The 19,670-nt window shown below is 61.9% G+C and carries 23 protein-coding genes; 7 read left to right on the top strand and 16 right to left on the bottom strand.

Translation table 11 applies throughout. The features are described from left to right. Window positions 1-82: 82 nt before the first annotated feature. On the bottom strand, window positions 83-1,060 hold the full coding sequence (locus tag FE240_RS02255; RefSeq protein ID WP_193003223.1) for an alpha/beta hydrolase: 978 nt from the start codon (window positions 1,058-1,060) through the stop codon (window positions 83-85). A gap of 328 nt (window positions 1,061-1,388) precedes the next feature. On the opposite strand from FE240_RS02255, the gene FE240_RS02250 reads away from it, so the two are divergent. Continuing rightward, complete coding sequence (locus tag FE240_RS02250) at window positions 1,389-2,411, top strand: GGDEF domain-containing protein (RefSeq protein WP_193003222.1); 1,023 nt, start codon at window positions 1,389-1,391, stop codon at window positions 2,409-2,411. A gap of 56 nt (window positions 2,412-2,467) precedes the next feature. Here the strand turns inward: FE240_RS02250 and luxS are convergent, their stop codons facing one another. The 7 genes from luxS to FE240_RS02215 all read right to left on the bottom strand — a co-directional run bounded on the left by luxS (window position 2,468) and on the right by FE240_RS02215 (window position 8,019). Next, the gene (gene luxS, locus FE240_RS02245) at window positions 2,468-2,977 is read right to left on the bottom strand and encodes an S-ribosylhomocysteine lyase (protein WP_193003221.1); all 510 of its coding nucleotides are present in this window, start codon (window positions 2,975-2,977) and stop codon (window positions 2,468-2,470) included. Between the two features lie 20 nt (window positions 2,978-2,997). Next, window positions 2,998-3,594: a transglycosylase SLT domain-containing protein gene (locus FE240_RS02240; RefSeq protein WP_193003220.1), complete on the bottom strand. Its 597-nt coding sequence runs from the start codon at window positions 3,592-3,594 to the stop codon at window positions 2,998-3,000. Further along, window positions 3,594-3,932 carry a nitrogen regulatory protein P-II gene (gene glnB / locus FE240_RS02235; protein WP_193003219.1) on the bottom strand — a complete coding sequence of 113 codons (339 nt, stop codon included), beginning with the start codon at window positions 3,930-3,932 and terminating at the stop codon, window positions 3,594-3,596. Before glnB ends, FE240_RS02240 begins: the two co-directional genes overlap by 1 nt. Window positions 3,933-3,941: 9 nt before the next feature. After that, complete coding sequence (locus tag FE240_RS02230) at window positions 3,942-5,564, bottom strand: NAD+ synthase (protein ID WP_193003218.1); 1,623 nt, start codon at window positions 5,562-5,564, stop codon at window positions 3,942-3,944. Window positions 5,565-5,659: 95 nt separating this feature from the next. Next, window positions 5,660-7,006, bottom strand: coding sequence for an ATP-binding protein (locus tag FE240_RS02225; RefSeq protein ID WP_193003217.1), 1,347 nt, complete (start codon window positions 7,004-7,006; stop codon window positions 5,660-5,662). After that, entirely contained in the window at window positions 7,003-7,659 is a 657-nt protein-coding gene (locus tag FE240_RS02220) for a response regulator transcription factor (RefSeq protein ID WP_193003216.1), read from the bottom strand. Before FE240_RS02220 ends, FE240_RS02225 begins: the two co-directional genes overlap by 4 nt. 21 nt (window positions 7,660-7,680) lie before the next feature. Next, window positions 7,681-8,019, bottom strand: a complete 339-nt coding sequence (locus FE240_RS02215) for a PepSY domain-containing protein (RefSeq protein WP_193003215.1) — start codon at window positions 8,017-8,019, stop codon at window positions 7,681-7,683. 63 nt (window positions 8,020-8,082) lie between these two features. On the opposite strand from FE240_RS02215, the gene FE240_RS02210 reads away from it, so the two are divergent. Further along, window positions 8,083-8,400, top strand: a complete 318-nt coding sequence (locus FE240_RS02210; protein ID WP_193003214.1) for a PepSY domain-containing protein — start codon at window positions 8,083-8,085, stop codon at window positions 8,398-8,400. Here the strand turns inward: FE240_RS02210 and FE240_RS02205 are convergent. Further along, the gene (locus FE240_RS02205; protein ID WP_193003213.1) at window positions 8,327-8,932 is read right to left on the bottom strand and encodes a protein-methionine-sulfoxide reductase heme-binding subunit MsrQ; all 606 of its coding nucleotides are present in this window, start codon (window positions 8,930-8,932) and stop codon (window positions 8,327-8,329) included. The two genes, FE240_RS02210 and FE240_RS02205, sit on opposite strands and share 74 nt — an antisense overlap. After that, window positions 8,923-9,894, bottom strand: a complete 972-nt coding sequence (gene msrP / locus FE240_RS02200) for a protein-methionine-sulfoxide reductase catalytic subunit MsrP (protein WP_193003212.1) — start codon at window positions 9,892-9,894, stop codon at window positions 8,923-8,925. The genes FE240_RS02205 and msrP overlap by 10 nt, the downstream gene beginning before the upstream one ends. A gap of 338 nt (window positions 9,895-10,232) precedes the next feature. Between msrP and FE240_RS02195 the strand changes: the two genes are divergently transcribed. Further along, window positions 10,233-10,706: a DUF1097 domain-containing protein gene (locus FE240_RS02195; protein ID WP_193003211.1), complete on the top strand. Its 474-nt coding sequence runs from the start codon at window positions 10,233-10,235 to the stop codon at window positions 10,704-10,706. A 46-nt stretch (window positions 10,707-10,752) separates the two neighbouring features. Here FE240_RS02195 and FE240_RS02190 read toward each other — a convergent pair whose 3' ends face one another. The 3 genes from FE240_RS02190 to FE240_RS02180 are packed head-to-tail and all read right to left on the bottom strand — an operon-like array spanning window position 10,753 to window position 13,976. Continuing rightward, on the bottom strand, window positions 10,753-12,039 hold the full coding sequence (locus FE240_RS02190) for a sigma 54-interacting transcriptional regulator (protein ID WP_193003210.1): 1,287 nt from the start codon (window positions 12,037-12,039) through the stop codon (window positions 10,753-10,755). A 10-nt stretch (window positions 12,040-12,049) separates the two neighbouring features. Then, window positions 12,050-12,553: a hypothetical protein gene (locus FE240_RS02185; RefSeq protein ID WP_193003209.1), complete on the bottom strand. Its 504-nt coding sequence runs from the start codon at window positions 12,551-12,553 to the stop codon at window positions 12,050-12,052. A gap of 7 nt (window positions 12,554-12,560) precedes the next feature. After that, complete coding sequence (locus tag FE240_RS02180) at window positions 12,561-13,976, bottom strand: sensor histidine kinase (RefSeq protein ID WP_193004411.1); 1,416 nt, start codon at window positions 13,974-13,976, stop codon at window positions 12,561-12,563. A 191-nt stretch (window positions 13,977-14,167) separates the two neighbouring features. Between FE240_RS02180 and FE240_RS02175 the strand changes: the two genes are divergently transcribed. Continuing rightward, on the top strand, window positions 14,168-14,626 hold the full coding sequence (locus FE240_RS02175; protein WP_193003208.1) for a 2-amino-4-hydroxy-6-hydroxymethyldihydropteridine diphosphokinase: 459 nt from the start codon (window positions 14,168-14,170) through the stop codon (window positions 14,624-14,626). A 2-nt stretch (window positions 14,627-14,628) separates the two neighbouring features. On the opposite strand, the gene FE240_RS02170 is transcribed toward FE240_RS02175, so the two are convergent. Then, complete coding sequence (locus tag FE240_RS02170; protein WP_193003207.1) at window positions 14,629-15,330, bottom strand: SDR family oxidoreductase; 702 nt, start codon at window positions 15,328-15,330, stop codon at window positions 14,629-14,631. Between FE240_RS02170 and FE240_RS02165 the strand changes: the two genes are divergently transcribed. Further along, the gene (locus FE240_RS02165; protein ID WP_193003206.1) at window positions 15,329-15,556 is read left to right on the top strand and encodes a hypothetical protein; all 228 of its coding nucleotides are present in this window, start codon (window positions 15,329-15,331) and stop codon (window positions 15,554-15,556) included. The two genes, FE240_RS02170 and FE240_RS02165, sit on opposite strands and share 2 nt — an antisense overlap. 2 nt (window positions 15,557-15,558) lie before the next feature. Here the strand turns inward: FE240_RS02165 and FE240_RS02160 are convergent, their stop codons facing one another. After that, window positions 15,559-15,849 (bottom strand): hypothetical protein, encoded by a 291-nt coding sequence (locus FE240_RS02160; protein ID WP_193003205.1) that lies wholly within the window; start codon window positions 15,847-15,849, stop codon window positions 15,559-15,561. A 187-nt stretch (window positions 15,850-16,036) separates the two neighbouring features. Between FE240_RS02160 and FE240_RS02155 the strand changes: the two genes are divergently transcribed. Then, window positions 16,037-18,172, top strand: a complete 2,136-nt coding sequence (locus FE240_RS02155; RefSeq protein WP_193003204.1) for an AsmA family protein — start codon at window positions 16,037-16,039, stop codon at window positions 18,170-18,172. A 146-nt stretch (window positions 18,173-18,318) separates the two neighbouring features. Here FE240_RS02155 and FE240_RS02150 read toward each other — a convergent pair whose 3' ends face one another. Further along, entirely contained in the window at window positions 18,319-19,200 is an 882-nt protein-coding gene (locus FE240_RS02150) for a helix-turn-helix transcriptional regulator (RefSeq protein WP_193003203.1), read from the bottom strand. A gap of 74 nt (window positions 19,201-19,274) precedes the next feature. On the opposite strand from FE240_RS02150, the gene FE240_RS02145 reads away from it, so the two are divergent. Then, a complete protein-coding gene (locus FE240_RS02145; RefSeq protein WP_193003202.1) occupies window positions 19,275-19,655 on the top strand; it encodes a VOC family protein in 381 nt (126 codons plus the stop codon). The last annotated feature ends 15 nt before the right edge of the window (window positions 19,656-19,670 follow it).

The following is a 19,670-nucleotide window of genomic DNA, read 5'->3' as shown; positions in this document are numbered from 1 at the left end:
CGAGCGGGAAAATGACCGTTTTTGCCCGGCATCTGACAAAAAGGGGAGCGCCATGCGCTCCCCTGGGTTCCCGAATCACCCTTTACTTGAGACGATTTTTCAGCTCACTGGCCACCTGAGAGAGCGCGGTACGCACTGCCGGCTCCTGGCTCAGGGCATTGAGCAGGCCGTAATCATGGATAAGGCCGTTATAGCGAGTCACCGTGACCTTGACCCCGGCTTCATCGAGCTTGCGACCGAAGGCCTCCCCTTCGTCACGCAGCACGTCGAGCTCGGCGGTCTGGATCAGGGTCGGCGCCAGGCCGGCCAGTTGCTCGTGGCTGGCGCGCAGCGGCGAGGCGAGGATGCTGGCACGATCCTGTTCACTGGTGGTGTAGTTATCCCAGAACCAGCGCATCATTCCCTGGGTCAGGAAGTGCCCTTGCGCATAGCGCTGGTAGGAGTCGGTGCCAAAGTCAGCATTGGTCACCGGCCAGAACATCACGTTGTAGCGGATGGCCGGCGTGCCGTGCTGCTTGGCTTGCAGCGCCACGGCAGCCACCATGTTGCCCCCCACACTGTTGCCCACCAGCGCCAGCCGGCTGCCATCCACCCCGATCTCGGCACCGTGCTCGGCGACCCACTTGGTGGCCTCATAGGATTGAGTGATGGCGACGGGGAAGTGCGACTCGGGCGAAGGATCGTAGTTGACGAATACTGCCGCCATGCCGGACTCCACCACCAGATCCCGCACAAAACGCTCGTGGGTCGGGAAATCCCCCAGTACCCAGCCGCCGCCATGGAAGAACATGAAGGCAGGCAGTACACCGGTGGCCCCCACCGGCTTGATGATGGTCAGGGTCAGCGGTTTACCAAGCGCGGTGATCTGCTTCTCGCTCACGTCGGCGGGGGGCAGTTCGGCCCCCTGCTGGGCACCGATCAACACCTGACGAGCTTCTGCTGGCGTCATCTGCTCCATCGGCTTGCCACCCGCGCCATTTAGGGCAGCAAGAAAAGCGGCCACCCCGGCGGTCGGTAGTGGTTGGTTGGCGATGGTGTGAGAGGTCTGCGACTTGTTCATGATGGTTATCCCGTGTAGTGGTGAAGGTACCGACAGTTACAAGGCCGGCCCGGGAGATGTTGGCAGAGATCATTCAGCAGACAAGCGGCAAAACAGCGATTAACGGGATAGAAAAAAAGCCAAAAAACGATACTGAATTTAATAAATATTTTTGCTTTAAAACCTATTTCTTATAAATATAACGCTCTCATAGATTTTTATTTACTGAGTAAGGATCGTATTCACGATCCCTTTTTCACCGAGTCGCCTTCAATGCACTCCCCCTCTGCCGGTTGACGACAGCCTCTGTCATACTAGGTGCGTCCGTCAGTTATGAGACAGGGTCTCCATGAGCAAGGATTCATTCGCCCAGTCGGCCTCCTACCTGAAACAGGCTGTGCCGCTGATGATCAAATACCAGATCCCGACCACCCCTCCCCACTATGCGGTCTGGTACCACTATGTCGCCGCCACCCTTCCCCCCCTCAATCAGGCCATTGAAGAAACACTGCGCCAGCAAGGCACTTGCTCCCAGGTCACTAGCGAACGCCTCTACCATCAGTTTCTGGCCAGTCAGCAGGAAAAAGATCTAGAGAGCGCCAAGCAAAACCTGGCTAGCGTGGCCAATGAGTTTGCCCACTCGGTGCAAGATGCGCTGGCCGACACCGGCCTGTTTCAGGACATGCTGGATCGTAACTTCAGCAAGCTCGGCCAGATCGAGGAAGAGGGGCTGAGTCTGGAAGAGACCATGGGCGTGCTGCGCGAACTGGTGCGGGAATCACGCGATATCCGCATGGCAACGCTGCACTTTCGCAGCCAGATCAGCAATGCCGAGAAGGAGATCCGCGACCTACGCCAGGCCCTCGACGAGACCCGCCGTCAAGCCAATGAGGACCCCCTCACCGGCCTGCTCAACCGGCGGGCCTTTGAGCTGGAGCTTGATGCCCTGAGCCGCACCGGCAAGCCGTTCTGCCTCATTCTGGCCGACATCGATCGCTTCAAGGCCTTCAATGACGAGTACGGCCACCTGCTCGGGGATCAGGTGCTGCGTGCCTTCGCCCGCCGCTTGCGCGATGCCGCCAAGGAGGGGGTACAGGTTTTTCGTTTCGGCGGCGAAGAGTTCGCCATCCTAGTACCGGGCAAAAATTTACAGCTCTCACGCCAGTTGGCCGAGAGCCTGCGCCGTGCCACTGAAAAACTCTCGGTGCTGGATCGCAAGAGCGGCCGCCGGGTCGACAGCATCACCGCCTCGTTCGGGGTGGCTGAGCACAATGGCCGTGAACATGGGGACGATCTGGTCGAGCGCACCGATCAGCAGCTCTACAAGGCGAAAGAACTCGGCCGCAACCGGGTGATGCCGATGGCCATCTGAGCGCCGAAAAACAAGAAGGGCCGGTCAATGACCGGCCCTTCGCTTATCCGTCAGGCTTACAGCGACTGGAGCTTTTCGGGCGGCAGGGCCAGCTCGTCATTGTGATTGACGCCGATGCCACGGGTCACCACGTTGCCCGCAATGGCCTTGGCCTCATCGAGGGAGTGCATGGCATAGGTGCCGCACTGGTACTCGTTCAGCTCGGGGATCTGCTTTTGATCCTGCACCTTGAGCACATCCTCCATCGCCGCCTGCCAGGCCGCAGCAACGCGCGCCTCACTCGGGGCACCGATAAGGCTCATGTAAAAACCGGTACGGCAACCCATGGGGGAGATGTCGATGATCTCAACATCACTGCCGTTGAGGTGATCGCGCATGAAACCGGCGAACAGGTGCTCAAGGGTATGGATACCGCGCTCGGAGAGGATCTCCTTGTTCGGCTGACAGAAGCGCAGGTCGAACACGGTAATGGTGTCCTTGTGCGGGGTCTGCATGGTCTTGGCGACCCGCACCGCCGGAGCCTCCATGCGGGTGTGATCAACGGTAAAACTGTCCAAAAGCGGCATGTATGACTCCTGAGTGGTGACTAGAACCAGCTTCCGGTGGAGAGCTGGCCCTTGCATTGTCGATATTGGGCACCGTAACGCTGGGCACGGGCCTCTACCTTACGGGCGGCCTGCATCAGCCACCCCTTGCTGCGGTAGCTGCCACGTCGGTAGCCCCCCCAGCCTTCGTGATAATTGAGGTACTGGCCATAGGCATCCCACTTGGAAGTGCCATTGACCCGCTGCGCCTTGTGGGTGTACCACCCCATGAAGTCGATGGCGTCAGCAAAGTCGTCGCGACTGCTCCAGCCATTGCCGGTCTCGCGCTGGTAGTCGTCCCAGGTCTCGTCCTTCACCTGGGCATAACCGTAGGCCGAGCTGGCCCGCCCGGTCGGGATGAACAGGAAGTACTGCATCGGCGGCCTGGCGTCATGCACGAAGGAGGACTCCTGATACATCATCGCCATCACCACCTGCACCGGGGTGCCCCAGCGCTCATTCATCTTGAGCGCCGCCTCGTGCCACTTCGGTTTCTCGCGAAAGATCTGGCACAGGTTCTCCGGCTGGGCTGGCGGCGTGGTACTACAGGCGGTGAGGCCAAACAACAGGCCGCCGGCCAGGGCAAAGCGGGCTCTCATCAGATGGCGTCTTCGTTCTCTTCCCCGGTGCGGATGCGGATCACTCGCTCCACCTCACAGACGAAGATCTTACCGTCACCTATCTTGCCGGTGCGGGCGGTGTTCTGGATAGCCTCGATGCAGGCGTCGAGATCTTCGTCCTGCACCACCAGCTCCACCTTCACCTTGGGCAGAAAGTCGACCATGTACTCGGCACCGCGATAGAGCTCGGTGTGCCCCTTCTGGCGACCAAACCCCTTGACCTCGGAAACGGTCATGCCGTTGATGCCGATGTCGGCGAGGGCCTCGCGCACGTCGTCGAGCTTAAAGGGTTTGATGATGGCTTCGATCTTCTTCATGACTTCTCCTTACCAGTTCTGTCTGCCAAACCCAGAGGTGATGGGGTAGCGGCGATCCTTACCAAAGTTGCGCGCCGAGATGCGCGGCCCGACGGCCGCCTGACGGCGCTTGTACTCGTTGATGTCGACCAGACGGATGACCTTGCGCACCACCGCCTCTTCAAACCCTTCGGCCACCATGTCGGCCACCGAGGCATCCTGCTCCACATAGCGCTGCAAGATGGCATCGAGAATGTCGTAGGGGGGCAGGCTGTCCTGATCCAGTTGATCCGGCGCCAATTCTGCCGAAGGAGGGCGATCGATGACCCGCTGCGGGATCACGTATTCCACCGAATTGCGGTATTCGCACAACTGGAACACCAGCGTCTTGGGCACATCCTTGAGCACGTCGAAGCCACCGGCCATGTCGCCATAGAGGGTGGCATAACCCACCGCCATCTCGCTCTTGTTGCCAGTGGTGAGCACGATGCGCCGGCGCTTGTTAGAGAGCGCCATCAAAATCACGCCGCGGCAACGCGCTTGCAGGTTCTCTTCCGTGGTGTCGCGGGCGGTGCCCTCGAACATGGGGGTGAGCTGGCCCATGAAGGCCTCGTACATGGGCTCGATAGAGACGATATCAAACTCGACCCCCATCCGCTCGGCCTGCTCCTTGGCATCTTCCACGCTCATCTGGGCGGTGTAGCGAAACGGCATCATCACCGCCTGCACCCGCTCCTTGCCCAGCGCATCGCCGGCAATGGCCAGGGTCAGCGCCGAGTCGATGCCACCGGAGAGGCCAAGCACCGCCCCCTGGAAGCCGTTCTTGTTGACGTAATCGCGCACCGCCAGCACCAGCGCCTGATACACCTCGCCAAGAGGGGGCAGACTCTGCTCCGCCTCCCCTTCCGCTTGCGGCTCGGCATCGACAAAGCGCACCAGCGCCTCCTCCTCGGCAAAGGCCGCCAGCCGCTGGGTCAGCGCGCCCGCCCCGTTGAACACCTTGGAGCAGCCGTCGAACACCAGCTCATCCTGACCACCGACCTGATTGAGGTAGACCAGCGGCAAGCCGGTCGCCGCGCAGCGCTCGCTAAACAGCTCGCGGCGCAGCCAGGGCTTGTGCATGTCATAGGGAGAGGCGTTGATGGTCACCAGGATCTCGGCCCCCGCCATCTTGGCGGCCAGGGCCGGGCCCGGTTGCCACAGGTCCTCGCAGATGAGTAGGCCAAGCAGGTGGCCGCGAAAGGGCACCACGCAGGAGTCATCACCAGCGCTGAAATAACGCTTCTCGTCGAACACCCCGTAGTTGGGCAGCTCACGCTTGTAGTAGCGGGCCAGCAGTTGGCCGTTCTCGTAAAGGGAGGCGGCGTTATAGAGCGTCTCCCCCTCGCGCCAGGGGTGGCCGACCAGAATACCGGCCTTGCCACCCCAGGCGGCGAGGCGGTTCAGCGCCGCCTCGACCCGGGTCATCAGATCCGGGCGCAGCAGCAGATCCTCGGGTGGATAGCCGGTGATGGCCAGCTCGGAGCAGACCAGCAGATCGGCACCCAGCTCGTCGCTGCGGCGGGCCGCCGCGATGATCCGGTCACAGTTGTCTTCAATCGCGCCTACCGTAAGATTCAACTGGGCAAGCTGCATAGAGAGGGCTCGAGCCATGGCGATGCGTCTTTAAAGCGAAATGATGGGGAATGATAAAGAAAAGGGGCGCCCTGTACCAGCCGGCAGGGCCCCCCTTCGATGCAGGCGCGGGATCAGCGGTCGACCCTGGCGACCTTGGGCAGGGAGAGGGAGGCCGCCAGCCCCCCCAACTCGGAACGCCCCATGATGAGATTGCCCCGATAAGCCCCCACCAGCTCCGAGACGATGTTGAGCCCCAGACCGGAGCCCGGCACCTTCTCATCAAGGCGCACTCCCCGCTCGATGGCGCGATGCATCTCGTCCTCACTCATGCCGGGGCCGTCGTCTTCAATGCGAAGGCTGATCCAGTCGCCCAGCTCGGCGGTGGAGACGCGGATGTACTGACTCGACCACTTGTAGGCATTCTCTAGCAGGTTGCCCACCATCTCGTCGAAATCCTGCTCCTCAACCCCCACCGCCAGACTGGCCGGAACGTCGATAATGAGCTCCTTGCCGTGATAAAGGCGGGAGAAGGCCCTTCCTATGTACTCGATGCGCGCCTTGAGCGGTGTCGAGACCCCGAGCACCTTGGCCGCGCCGGTCACCCGCGCCTTGCCGAGGTGGTAATCGATATGGCGCTGGATCTGGTCGAGCTGCTCGGTTACCCCGGAGCGCGCCGATTCAGGCAACGACTCCACCTGATTGCGCAGTATGGAGAGCGGCGTCTTGAGGGCATGGGCCAGATTACCGGTATGGGCGCGGGCCCGTGAGAGCAGTTCGCCGTAGTGATGCAGCAGGCGGTTGATGTCCTCGACCAGCGGTTGCACCTCAAGTGGGTAGTGCAGCTCAAACTGCTCTTGATGCCCATTGTGCACACGCACCAGCTCGCGGCGCAGCAGCTTGAGCGGGCGCAATCCGTAGAGGATCTGGAACAGAAAACCGAGGATGAGGCCGGTGGCCGCAAACCCCAACCCGAGGAAAAGGCTGATGCGGGTCTTTTGCAGGGTCTGGTTTAGCACAGTGCTGTCTTTGGCGATCACCAGCCGAAAGGTCTGATCCGAGCCTGGCAACAGCACGCTGCGGGTCATCAGCAGCAGCGGCTCATCACCCGGCCCCTTACCGAGGAACAGATCCTTGTCGCCAAAGGCGGGTTTAAGGCGGCGACTCACCAGCTGGGTATCCCACAGTGAGCGCGACTTCACCACCACGTCTTGCGCCTCGAGCTGCCAATAAAACCCCGAGTAGGGCTGGCGAAAACGGGGATCAGACATGGGCTCGCTCAGCAGTGGCAGGCCATCTTCCCCCAGTTCGAGACGCGAGAGGAGATCAAACAGTTGCAGGCGCAGGCCATCGGCCTCCGCCTCCTGCCAGTAGTTACGCAACATCAGTTGCAGACTGAACCCGGTGGCGGAGAGAAACAGGCCGCACCAGATGAGCGCGATCACCAGCAGGCGACCGCGCAGGGTGCGCACTACCCTCATTCGTTGATCCGATAGCCGAGGCCGCGCACCGTCTCGATGAGGTCAGCGTGGGTCTTCTTACGGATACGGCCGATGAACACCTCGACCGTGTTGGAGTCGCGGTCAAAATCCTGGGCGTAGATGTGATCGATGAGTTCACTGCGTGACACCACCTTGCCCCTGTGCTGCATCAGGTAAGCCAGTACCCGGAACTCGTGGGCAGTGAGCTTAATGGGGGTGCCTTCGTACCACACCTGGGAGGCGGAGAGATCCAGGCGCACTCCCTTCAACTCCAGTACTGGGCTGGCATTGCCGGCAGCGCGGCGCACCAGGGCATGTACCCGAGCCACCAGCTCGGCCATCTGGAACGGCTTGGTGAGATAGTCATCGGCCCCGGCGTTGAGCCCCTCTATCTTCTCGTGCAGTTGGTTGCGGGCAGTGAGAATAAGGACGGGGCAATCGACCCCCTGGCTGCGCCACTCTTTGAGCACACTCAGGCCATCGCGGCCGGGCAGGCCGAGATCGAGGATAATGGCGTCATAAGGCTCGGTGGCCCCGAGGAAGGCCGCATCGCTGCCGTCATGGCAGAGATCGGCGACAAAGCCGGCCTGGCGTAATTGCTCTGCCAGTTGGCCAGCCAGGGTCTGTTCATCTTCAACAATCAGAATTCGCATAGTTCAGGCCATCGCAAAAGATTAGGGAGTGTCGGGCTGAGCCGGCGTATCAAACAGGTGCTCGAGGTGGTGACCCCTGAGGTAGACCATCCGCAGCGTGTCGGCTCGGTAACCCACCTTGATGACATTCTGGGTTCGATCCAGCATCTTGAGCTCGTAGATCCATCGTCCCTGATCCTCTTGCAGATCCACCCGCAGCAGTTCGCCTGGCAGCGTCCGCGCCTGCTTCATCACCTCATTGAACGGCCGCACCGCTCCCTCGCGAATGGCGCGTTGCAGCTCCTGATCGCTCGGCGTTCTAAGCTCGGCCATGGCCAAGCAGGGGAGCAAACAGGTCAGCAGGGAGAAGGCCCTGTTCATGGGTGATTAATCTCCAGGTTCATAACATAATGCCGGTTATAGTGTGCCAGCCATGAATCAGCCATGAATATGATCTCTCGCATTTTTTTACCCCTTTGGGGCCTACTGCCCGGGCTGGCGCTCGGTAATCCGCAGATCCTCGAGATTGAGGCGGTGATCCAGTTGCTGCTCAATCAGGGTTACCACGATATCCGCGAGATCGAGCTGGAAGGGGGTCGTTATCAGGTACAGGCTCTCAATGCCCATGACCGGAAGGTCACCCTCTACCTTGATGCTGACAGCGGCGAACACCTCAAGGAGGTGTCTGCTAACGCCGCCAGTAGCGCAGCAGCCGCGCCCTCCGCCCCCCCAGTAACACCAGCGCCAGCAGCAGATAGATGAACGGCTCGCGCCAGCCGCTCTTAACCGACCACCAGTAGTGGACAGGCACCAGCAGCGCCACCAGATAGACCCAGTTGTGCAGCTGCTGCCAGCGCCGCCCCATGCGGCGAACCAGCGCAGGCAGCGAGGTAATGCCAAGCGCTAGCAGGACAAAGAGCGCCACCATCCCCACCACGATATAGTTCCGCTTCACCAGCTCGGCCCCGATGAGGCGCCACTCCAGTTGCAGATCGAGCAGCATCCAGCTCCCAAGATGCAGGCAGGCCCAGGCCAATGCCCACAGGCCAAGCGGACGACGCAGCCGCATCAGGGCGCTGGTCTTGAGGAATCTGGCCAGTGGCGAGACACACAGGCAGAGCAGCAGCAGGTTGAGCGCCCCCTTGCCCAGCCAGTGAATGATGCCGGGCACAGGGTCACCCCCGAGGAGCCCCTGCGGGATGGCCCAACCCAGCCACAACAGACCGGCCATGGCCCCCATATGTACCAGCAGGTGCAAGGCGCGGGGCAGCCAGCCCGGTAATCTCAGAACCATTGGCGCAGATCCATGCCTTGATAGAGCGAGGCCACCTCATCACCGTAGCCATTGAACGGCAGGGTGGGCTGACGCTTGGCATCGAACGCTCCGCCTGCCCCGATGAAGCGCTCGCTCCCCTGGCTCCAGCGCGGATGATCCACCGCCGGGTTGACGTTGGCGTAGAAGCCATATTCATCCGGCGCTAGCCGATTCCAGGTCGTGGGCGGCATGGATTCCACCAAGCGGATGCTCACTATGCTCTTGATGCTCTTGAAGCCGTACTTCCAGGGCACCACCAGCCGGATCGGCGCCCCGTTTTGCGGTGGCAGCGTCTTGCCGTAAAGCCCCACCGCCAGCATGGCCAGCGGATGCATCGCCTCGTCGATGCGCAGCCCCTCCACATAAGGCAGTGCGATGCCACTTGCCGCGGCATCCGGCATCTGCTGCGGATCGTAGAGGGTCTCGAAGGCCACAAACCTGGCGCGACTAGTGGGCGCTGCCTCACGCAGCAGATCGCCAAGGCCAAACCCGAGCCAGGGGATCACCATGGACCAGGCCTCAACACAGCGGAAGCGATAGATACGCTCCTCAAGCGGGCGGCGGTGGATCAGCGCCCAGACGTCGATGGTACGCGGTTTTTCCACTTCACCTTCGATGCGCAATGTCCATGGCTCGGTGCGCAGGGTACTGGCATTGCGGGCCGGATCGCTCTTGTCAGTGCCAAATTCGTAGTAGTTGTTGTAACTGATGATCTTGCTCTCGGGGGTCGGCACCAGAGTGCTGGGCGAGGCGGGGGTAGCCTTGAGCGGCTTGCCGGGGTTTTCTATCTCGCGTGGAGAGAGCAGATCGAGCAGCCCGGCGCGGGCGGGCAGCGCCAGCGCGGCGGCCCCCAGACCGAGGCCCATGAGAATGCGGCGGCGATCGCGATAGACAGATTCTGGGGTGACGTGCTGCTCGGTGAGGCGCGGTGTGCGTGACATGCATTCATCCTCCGGTGGCGTACACCTCAGATTATCGCACCTAGGGCACCCGCGTCAGTCGCCCTCAGGGGGTAACCAGCGCCGCAGAGACAAACAAGATCGCCAGGATCAGCAGAGGGGGCAGGATCAGGCTCTTGAGCATGAGGTTCACTCCTCGTGGGTTGGGCTGCTAACTATGGTCAACAGCCTCGCACTCTTCCATGAAACTTTTTCGCGAGCGCAAGCGTATTCCATCGCAAGCAAAGGTGAGCCAGATCACGCCACGTTTTTCCTGCGATTGCACCCCATGGCGGGGGGAGTAGGCTTGCCGCCTTTCGTGCACCAGACGGAGTCATACCATGTCACCGCTTATCGCGATCGCCCTCACCACAGGCCTGCTCTCGGCCATATGGGGCTGGTTGGCCACCCTGCTCGGCCTCATCGCCTGGGTCGGCTTTCTCGGCTGCACCAGCTATTTCGCCTCGGAAGGGGGCTATCGGGCCCTGCTCAAGACCCTGCTGTGTAACAGCAGCGGCATGCTGTGGGCGCTGCTGCTGATCCACGGCGACGCCTGGTGGGGCCACGGCACCGCCGGCTACCTGATGACCGGGGTGGTGGCCACCTTGATGTGTGTGCAGGGTCGCCAGCAGTGGCTCTCCTACATTCCCGGCACCTTTGCCGGCTGCTGCGCCACCTTCGGCGCGGCCGGCGACTGGCAGCTCATCCTTCCCTCTCTGGTACTAGGCGCCCTGTTCGGCTGGGCCATGAAGGCCTCCGGCCTGTGGCTGCACCAGCGAACCCAGCCGCGCGAGGCGTTGCCCGACGCAGCCTGACGGATACAAGAAGGGGTGACCATGGTCACCCCTTCTCTATTGCCCCCTACCCCTTCAGCTTGAAGTGGGCCGCCTCGATATCGTGGCGGCTGAGCAGCTTGTAAAAATCGGTGCGATTTCGCCCCGCCATGCTGGCAGCCAAGGTGACGTTCCCCTCCGTGATGCGCAGCAGGCGGATCAGGTACTCCTTCTCAAACTCGGCCCGCGCCTCGTTAAACGAGGGCACCGCCACCTCCACCCCGGAGAGGGCCGACTCTACCATGGCGGCCCCAATCACCGGGCTCGGGCAAAGCGCTGCGAGTCGCTCCACCAGATTAAACAACTGGCGGATATTGCCAGGCCAAGAGGCCTTGGCCAGCATGGCCAGCGCCTCAGGGGCAAACCCCACGGCGGCGCAGCCGTGGCGCAGCTTTACCTCGTCGAGGGCGTGGCGCGCCAGCATGGGGATATCTTCACTGCGCTCCTGCAAGGCCGGCAGAGTAATGTTGGCGACGTTGAGGCGATAGTAGAGATCCTCACGAAACGTCCCCTCCTCCATGGCGGCCACCAGATCCCTGTGGGTGGTGCTGATGACCCGCACCGGCGCCGCATCCTGGCCCGGCGAGAGCACCTCCATCACCTTGAGCAACTTGGCTTGCAGTGACGCGGAAATATCGCCGATCTCGTCAAGAAACAGGATGCCGCCACGCGCTTGCTCGAACAGGCCGGGCTGCGCCTTGCTGCCGAGCAACTGTTTTTCCAGCTCGGCAAACGGAGTGGCGGCGCAATTAACCACCACGAAGGGGTGATCGCGCCGTGGGCTGGAGTGATGCAGCGCCGCAGCCAGCCGGCTCTTACCTGAGCCCGAAGGGCCGCGGATCAGGACGTTGACCTCCATCGCCGCCACACTGCGCGCCTGTTGCAGTGTCTGCTGCAAGCGCGGGCTGCGGGTCGGAAATTTGGCCTCCAGCTCATCGAGCATGGCGGGCCGAGTCAGGTGCAATGCCTGCTCCAGGGTTTGCAGCAGCGTGGTCTTGTCAATCGGTTTGGTGAGGAAGCTAAACACCCCAGAGCGGGTGGCTTCGATGGCATCGGGTATGGTGCCATGCGCCGTCATGATGATGACCGGCATACCGAGCCACTCCCCTTGGATGCGCTCAAACAGGCTGAGCCCATCCATGCCGTCCATACGCAGGTCGGTCAGCACCAGATCTGGCCGCTGCTGGCGCAGGCGGGCCAGCGCCACCTCGCCGCTGTCGGCCGTGTCGACCTCATACCCTTCGCTGCGCAGCCGCATACTCAGCAGTTTGAGCAGGCTCTGATCGTCATCGACCAGCAGGATTCTTCCCTTCATGAGCCCTCCATCAGGGTGAGGTCAGCTTGCGCTGGTTGATCTGTTCATCGATGACCGAGAGTTGCTCGATTTTGGCCTCCAGCGTCTTCACCCTCGCCTTGAGGCGGGTTACCTCACCGCTCTGGCTCGAAGATCGCTTGAGATGGGCCCTGCCCAGAGCAATCCAGGTGCGCAGATAGGCCTGTTCATCAAGCCCGACCTCGGGCAGCAGCAGCTCCAGTTCATCCAGGGCCGCGACACGGCGCTCCCTGGCTTCATCCGGATGGCTGTTGACCATGGCTAGATTGATTTTATTTGCCACATCACGCTGTCCCCGCAAGCGTTGCCGCTCCTGCTTACGCTGCTGTTCACGGCTGTCGAGCAGCCAGTTGCTGTATTGCATGCGCAGTTGTAACTGGTGCATGGCATCCACCTGACGCTGCTCCATCACGGCGGGGGTGGGCGTCGTATCGATGGTCGGCAGCAGCGCACAGCCCCCGAGCAGGAGCCCGGCCCCCAAGATTGCATACTTCATTATCACGTCAGGCATCCAAAATCAGACGAAAACAGACATCTGCATGGGCATCTTCCGCCCATGTCAGCTCCCCGCCCAGGCTACGCGCCGATTCACGGGCAATCGAGAGGCCAATGCCAGACCCCTTGAGCAATCCCTGGCGCCGGCTGTTCCCTTGCTCGAACGGCTCGAAGATGCGCTCCCGGTCGGCCGCAGGGATCGGCGTCCCTTCATTGGCCACTTCGACGACGACCCTAGCCCCCTCCCGGCGGCAACGCAGCCAGATGGTACCCTGCTCAGCCCCATAGCTCACGGCATTGGAAAAGAGGTTATCGAGAATAAGCCCCAGACGATAGGGCTCGCCCAGCACCAGTAGATCCTCTGTGGGCAGCTCGACTCGCATCCCTTTGGCATCGAGATGCAGACGATAGGTCTCGAGCAATGCCATGAATTGCTGCAACAACGACTGTGGGGTACGTTCGAAGCTCTCTTGCTGGCTCAGCCGGTTGAAATCGAGCAGGCGCTCAATCAGGCTCTGCAAGCGCCGGCTGTTGTCGGTCAGCATACCGCAGATCTCGTATTGATCCGATGTCAGAGGGCCGGCCACCCGCTCACTGAGTAGATCGGCCCCCTCCCTCAGACAGGCGAGGGGGGTCTTGAGTTCATGGGAGACGTGTCGCAAGAAGCGGTATTTCTGCTGCTCCAGCTCCTGCAACCGGTCGTGCAGCCAACTCAGCCGCTCCCCCAGCTCCACCAGTTCGGCCGGCCCGTCCACCGGTTCACGCTCCGGCTCGATGCCTGCCCCTAGGCTCAAAATACGGCTCTCTATCTGACGAATCGGGCGCACTGTCAGATAGATAAAGAGCAAGGAGAACAGGGTGGTCGAGATCCCGACCACCCCCGACATCCACCACAGCTCGTGCTGCAAGGTGTTAATGCGTACCTTGGCGCCGGAGACCAGGGTATCCACCCAGGCGTTGGTCGCCTCTTCCAACTGCTGGTGGTGTTCGTTCAGTGAAGCAAAGTGATCGCTGTCCGCCCGCTCCTTGGCGCCCTTGAGATCCTGCGTCCCCTCCAACCAACTGAGATCCTGCTCAATGGCATGGTAGAGCCCGGTCACCGGCACCGAGTTTCGGTGCAGCACCAGCAGCTCCCGGTAGCTGGCCAGCTGCTGATGAAAACGGGTGAGTAAGGTGGCATCCTCTAACACTGCATAGCGGCGCAAGGTGCGCTCCAGCTCTTCGCTTAAGTTGGTCAGTTGGATCGCACGGCGGGTATCCTCAACCACCTTGGTCGACCCCTCCTCCACCATGTTGCTGAAACGGCTGAGGGTGGAGTAGTCATGCCAGATGAGCAGCAGCAACGGCAGCAGCGCCAGCAGATAGCCGGTCGCCACCAGAGTCAGCAATGAGCGGGGATGGAGCTTGCGGCCCACCTTCAGCATGGTCATTCACCTCTTGCAATAGGCCGCCCAGCATAGCGGGCGGCGTCATGAAAGCAAGCCCGGATGGGGCCTCGTGCGCATCTTGCAGTGAGGTGAGCACTCCATCACAGACCCCTGGCGTCCCCTGATATAGGCTGTCGCCAAATCCGGACGAAAAGAGGCGTTCCGGGCGCATGTTTCAGGGAGGAGGCATGTATTACCTGTGCAGCATCGGCTCCAACATCGAGCCGATCCACCACGTCAATCGCGTCATCGGCGAACTGCTCGAGCAGTTCGGGCGGCTCACTCTGAGTTCGGCCATCCGTACCCAACCCGTCGGCATGGTGTCGCAAAACGACTTCATCAACTGCCTGTTCGTCATTCATAGCCCGCACCCCAGAGAGGAGCTCAAACGCCGCTTCATCCAGCTCGAACTGGCCCACGGGCGCGATCGTGGGGATCCGGCCTGCAAGATCCGGGATCGGCCGCTCGACATCGACATCCTGGCCAGTGACGAGGCAGGCCACTTCTTGCATGTCGAGGTCGACGAGTATCTGCGAGATCTGTTGGCCGAGCTGCATGGCATGCCGGTCGAGATAGCGGGCAAAATAGCGCTGAGCCCACAGGGGCGGCGGCTCGATACCCGCCCCCAGATGCTGGAGCGCTCCTAGCCTCAGAAGGTGGCCAGGGCGCGGCCGCCATCGACACGCAGGCTGGCACCGGTCATGTAGTCGTTCTCCATCAACAACTGTACGGCCTGCCAAATGGGGGCCAACCCACCTTCTCGTCCCAGCGGGGTGCGGGCCAGCACCTGCTGGCGCCATGCCTCACCATGCTCGTCGAGAAACAGGATGGGGCCAGGCTCAATCGTATTGACCCGCACTCGTGGCGCCAGCTCACGCGCCGCACTCATGGCCAGGCTGTGCAGCCCGGCCTTGGTGGCCACATAGGCGGCCAGATCAGGGGGGGGGGCGTGAATATAGATGTCGGTGAGATGGATGATGCTGCCACGACCGCTCGCGGCCAGCCGCTCGGCCAGCAGGCGATTGAGCAGAAAGGGGGCCTGCATATGCACCCGGAAGAAGCGTTCAAACTGGGCCAGCTCCCCCGCTAGGGTCGGGGCTCCCGGTTCAAAGGCCGAGGCATTGTGGATCAGCAGATCAAGTGGCCCGGCAACCACCTGCTCGGCCAGGGCTCGCACTTCCTCTTCCCGTTCGAAGTCAGCCTGGATCAGGGTGGCCCCCGCTGCCCTCAGGCTTGCCAAACCTTCGTGCTCACGGCGATATTGCCCCACCACCTGCCAGCCAAGCGCCAGTAACTGCTGGCACAGGTAAAAACCAAGGCGCCTGCCGGCACCGGTTACCAGAGCTCTCATGATTGCACCTCCCTTTACCGGCGAAGCCCTCGCCTCATCAGATTTCTTTCAGCCCAAAACAATCGCTCGGGTCACAACCGTCGCCCCCCGCTTCGGATATGCTGGGCACTACGTGATCCCACAACGTAAGGAGCGTTTCATGAGTACTGAAATCAAACTGGCCATCCTGACCGTGACCGGCGCCTTGCTGCTCATCGCCGTCATCTGTGCCCTGATCATGCTCTGAGATCAGCGCTCCAGCTGATCCAGCGCCTCCTCCAGACACTGCTGTTCCAGCTCGTTGTCCCTGTGTTGTGTCTCCAGCCACGCCCGCTCGTCCTCATCGGCGAAGCGGGCCACCAGCTCGGCGTGCTCTTTGATGAGCGCCTCTTGCTGCTGCGCCGATAGGGGGGGCTGTTGACTGGCCGGCAGGCGCTGCTGCACGCAGATCTCCAGCATCCTGGCCAAGTCAGCGTCCCGATCCGGCCCTGGGGTACATCCGGCCAACAGGCCAACTATCACCATCATGCCGATGCGCATCACCGTCTCTCCTTTGCGAATGTCGCGTTTACAACCGCCGCCAGCGTAGCACGCCGCCACGCCGAGATCAGCGACCCTTCACGTCGCCTTGCGCCAGCGGCTAACGTAGCTCGACATGAGATAAGCCTTTGACGCAACAGGCCATGCTATAGTCTTGCCCGATCCTTTATTCCGCACGGAGCGAATCATGAAGAAGCTGCTCTTGATTGCCTGCGGCCTGATAGTGGCCGTCATCCTCGGGATCGCCACCCTGATCCTCACCATCGACCCCAACCAGTTCAAACCCTTGCTGGCCAGCCAGGTACACAAGAGTACCGGCCGCGAGCTCGTCATCGAAGGGCCCATCGGTTGGACACTCTGGCCCCGTTTTGGCCTCACCCTCGAACGTGCCGCCCTGCGCAACCTCCCTGGCTTTGCCGAGCCGGATCTGCTGCGTGTTGAGGGGGCCACCGCCTCGGTTGCGGTGCTCCCTCTGCTCTCCCACCGCCTTGAGGTGGGTGAAGTGCGCCTAAGCGGAGCCCACTTGCTGCTGCAAACTCGTCCGGATGGCAGCAGTAACCTCGACGCTCTGGCCGGCAGCACATCGGCGCCGCCACACACACAGAGCGACCCCCCAGCCGCGACCTCCACATCGCCCAAGCCAGAGAGCGCCAACTGGCAGATCGATATCGAAGGGATCACCTTGGAGCAGGCCAGCGCCCTGCTGCTTGATGAGCGCAACGGGCAGCGCATTGAGATAGAGAGCCTCAACCTCGAGATCGGGGCGCTGGCCCCCCATAGCTGGTTACCTATCACGCTTGAGCTGTCAGGCCGTGACGACGCGCAGCGCTTCACCCTGCAAGGCAGCGCCGAGCTGCTGCCCGCCGCCGAGCCATTGGCCAGCCAGCTGCGCAACCTGGAGCTGGGGGGCTCGCTGCACAGCCCGTCACTGCGTCTCGACGACTTCCGTCTCAAGGCCGCCGCCTTCGCCCTCGACAAGGCGTCGCCACTGACCCTGAATGCCAAGGGACAGCAGGCCGATCGAGCCTTCGACCTACAACTTGCCACCACCGTCACCTTGGGGCGGACATTGGCGGGGGTCACCCTCCAACAGAGCGATCTCAAAGGCACCCTCAGTGGCCAAGGCGTACCGCGCACACCGCTTGAACTGGGAGCCATGGGCGATCTGAAAATCGCGTTCACGCCATTTAAACTCGATGCCGAGCGCCTCACATTGCAGGCCGCAGATCTGGCGCTGAGCGGCCGCGCAGATGTCACGCTTGGCACAGTTCCGCACCTTCGTTTCGATCTGCAAGGTAAGACGCTCAATCTCGATAGCTGGCTTGGTAGCGCCGGTGCCGCACCGGCCAAGACCACAGCCCCCCCCATCCAGAGCCCTGCCCCTGTCGCCGCCGCAGGCAAACCGGCGACCAGCCAAGGGAGTGGGGAGCCAGATCTCTCCGCCCTCAAGGGACTCGAGCTGGCTGGCAGCCTCAAACTCGAGCGCCTCGAGCATGACACTCTGGTGCTGAGCCGCCCCGCACTCACGCTCGCGCTCAAGGGGGGCGTCCTTGACGTTCAGCACTTCAGCGCAGATGTTGATCAGGGCACCTTGCAAGGTAGCGGCCGTCTCGATGCCAACCCGGCTCAGGCCACTTACCAACTGAACGCCAAAGCAACCGGCCTGCAAGTGCTGCCGCTGCTGCAACGCTTCGCAAAGACCGATCTGCTGTCAGGGCGCGCCAATCTGGATCTGGCCGTCAATGGTCGCGGCCTCTCGGCCCAAGCCCTTCGCAGCGCGATTGAGGGTAAGGCGGCGCTGAAGATCGAGGATGGCGCCCTCCATGGCGTCAACCTGCCGGAGATGGTGCGTGAGGCGCGCGCCACCCTCAAAGGCCAGCGCGCCGACTATGTCAAAGAGAGTCGCAAAACCGACTTCAGTGCCCTCACTGCCGACTTCACCCTGGGAGGGGGCAAAGCCCGCAGCCAGAATATCCAACTGTTCGCCCCGGCGCTGCGGGTGCATGGCAGCGGTGAGACCCATCTGGTCAGCGAGCAGCTCGATTTTCTGTTCAACACCTCGGTGGTCGGCACCAGCAAGGGCCAAGGTGGCCGTGACATCGATGCCCTCAAAGACGTGACCATTCCGGTACGGATCGGTGGCAACTGGAGCCAGCCTACCTATGCGCTCGACATCAAGTCGCTATTGCAGGGTAACAAGGTGCTCGAGGATAAGGCCCGCAAGGAGGCCGAGCGTGGGCTCAACAAGCTGCTCGGCGATAAAGCCGACGATCCCGCCCTCAAGGGGGCGGCCGACAAGCTGCTCAAGGGACTGTTCAGATAATCCCCACCGCCGGCCTCGCCGGCGGTACTTTTTTATGCCGCCCGATAACCACGACGCGCCCCGAGGGGGAATGGCAATGCGCGGTGCGCATGTCACCTCATCAATCAGAAGGCGGGCTCAGGGGGTGACTCCCCAAGGTGGAGCGATCAAGGGCTGACCGAGCCTTCGCGCCAGGCCGGATGCTGCCGCTGCCGATAGTGGCTCGGCGCTAATCCGTAGCGGCGCTTGAAGGCGGTAGAGAAGTGGTACTCATTGGCAAACCCACAGCGGGCAGCCACCACCTTGAGTGGCAGCCGGGTGGAGGCCAGCAGCAGCGCCGCCTCGCGCAGGCGTAGCTGGCCGAGTAGCCCCATCGGCGTCGTCTTTCCCTGCTCACGGCACAGGCGATGCAACTGGCGCGCCGAGAGATGCAGTATCTGCGCCATTTGCGCCACACTCCAGGCTCGGCCCAGTTCGGCACTCAGGGCCGCGGCCAGTGTCTGCCACTGAAGCTCGCCGGGACGGGCTCGTTCCCCCTTGTCGATAAGGCGATGCAGATAGAGACCAAACTGCTGCACCAGCAGGGAGGAGAGCGCCGGATCGGCAAAACGCTCCTGCTCGGCAAAGAGGTTTTCGAAAGTGTGTAGCAACTGCGGATGCTGCGAAGTGCAGCCGTGACGCCAACCATGGGCTGCGCCATCCCAAACAGGGCCAGATTGCATCAACACCCAGAACAGCCGCCAGCGGGGAGAATCCGATGGCAGATAATAATGGAGTGCATGGCCGGCAGGGATAAGCGCCCACTGGCCCGCAGACAAGGTCACGGCCCCTTCTGGGCCGAAGACAGTCCCCTCCCCCTCCAGGGTCAGCAAGAGAGTGTGCACTCGCGAAAAGCGGCGTTCTATCACGTAATGACCGGCCAATTCTGAGCAGCCAACCAGCCAAAGCCCCCCCTCGCCAAGGGCCGGTAGCAGGGCATCGCAACAGATCCTTTCACGGCACTGCTCGTCGACTTCGATGCGCTCAACAACGGCAGTTTCAGACATCATATTGGCGGCGTGGTTCATGGTGGCAACAGAATTGCGAGCATAACATGAAGCCATCGACAGCCAAGGAGAGAGCCATGCACATTACCCACGTAGCCATCTGGGCCCGCGATCTCGAGGCGCTGGCGCACTTTTACTGCAATACCTTTGCCGCCCGCGCCGGTGAGCCCTACCACAACCCGGCCAAGCAGTTCAGTTCTCGTTTCATCTATTTCGAGCAAGGCGCCACGCTGGAGCTGATGCACCGACCCGGCCAGGTCGAGCCGGCCACGGCTTCCGCCTACGGGCTGGCACACCTTGCCTTTGCCCTCGGCTCAGAAGCGGCGGTCAATACCATGACGCAGCGCCTCAAGGGGATGGGATTACCCCATCTGGACGGGCCGCGTCACACCGGCGACGGCTACTACGAGAGTGTTTTCCTCGATCCTGAAGGAAACACCATCGAAATCACCGTCTGAGAAGCACGGCAACAC

Source organism: Aeromonas simiae, from assembly GCF_014892695.1.
GTDB lineage: Bacteria > Pseudomonadota > Gammaproteobacteria > Enterobacterales > Aeromonadaceae > Aeromonas > Aeromonas simiae.
Note: the sequence above shows the minus strand (reverse complement) of the source record. Positions and strands in the feature narration are given on the sequence as shown.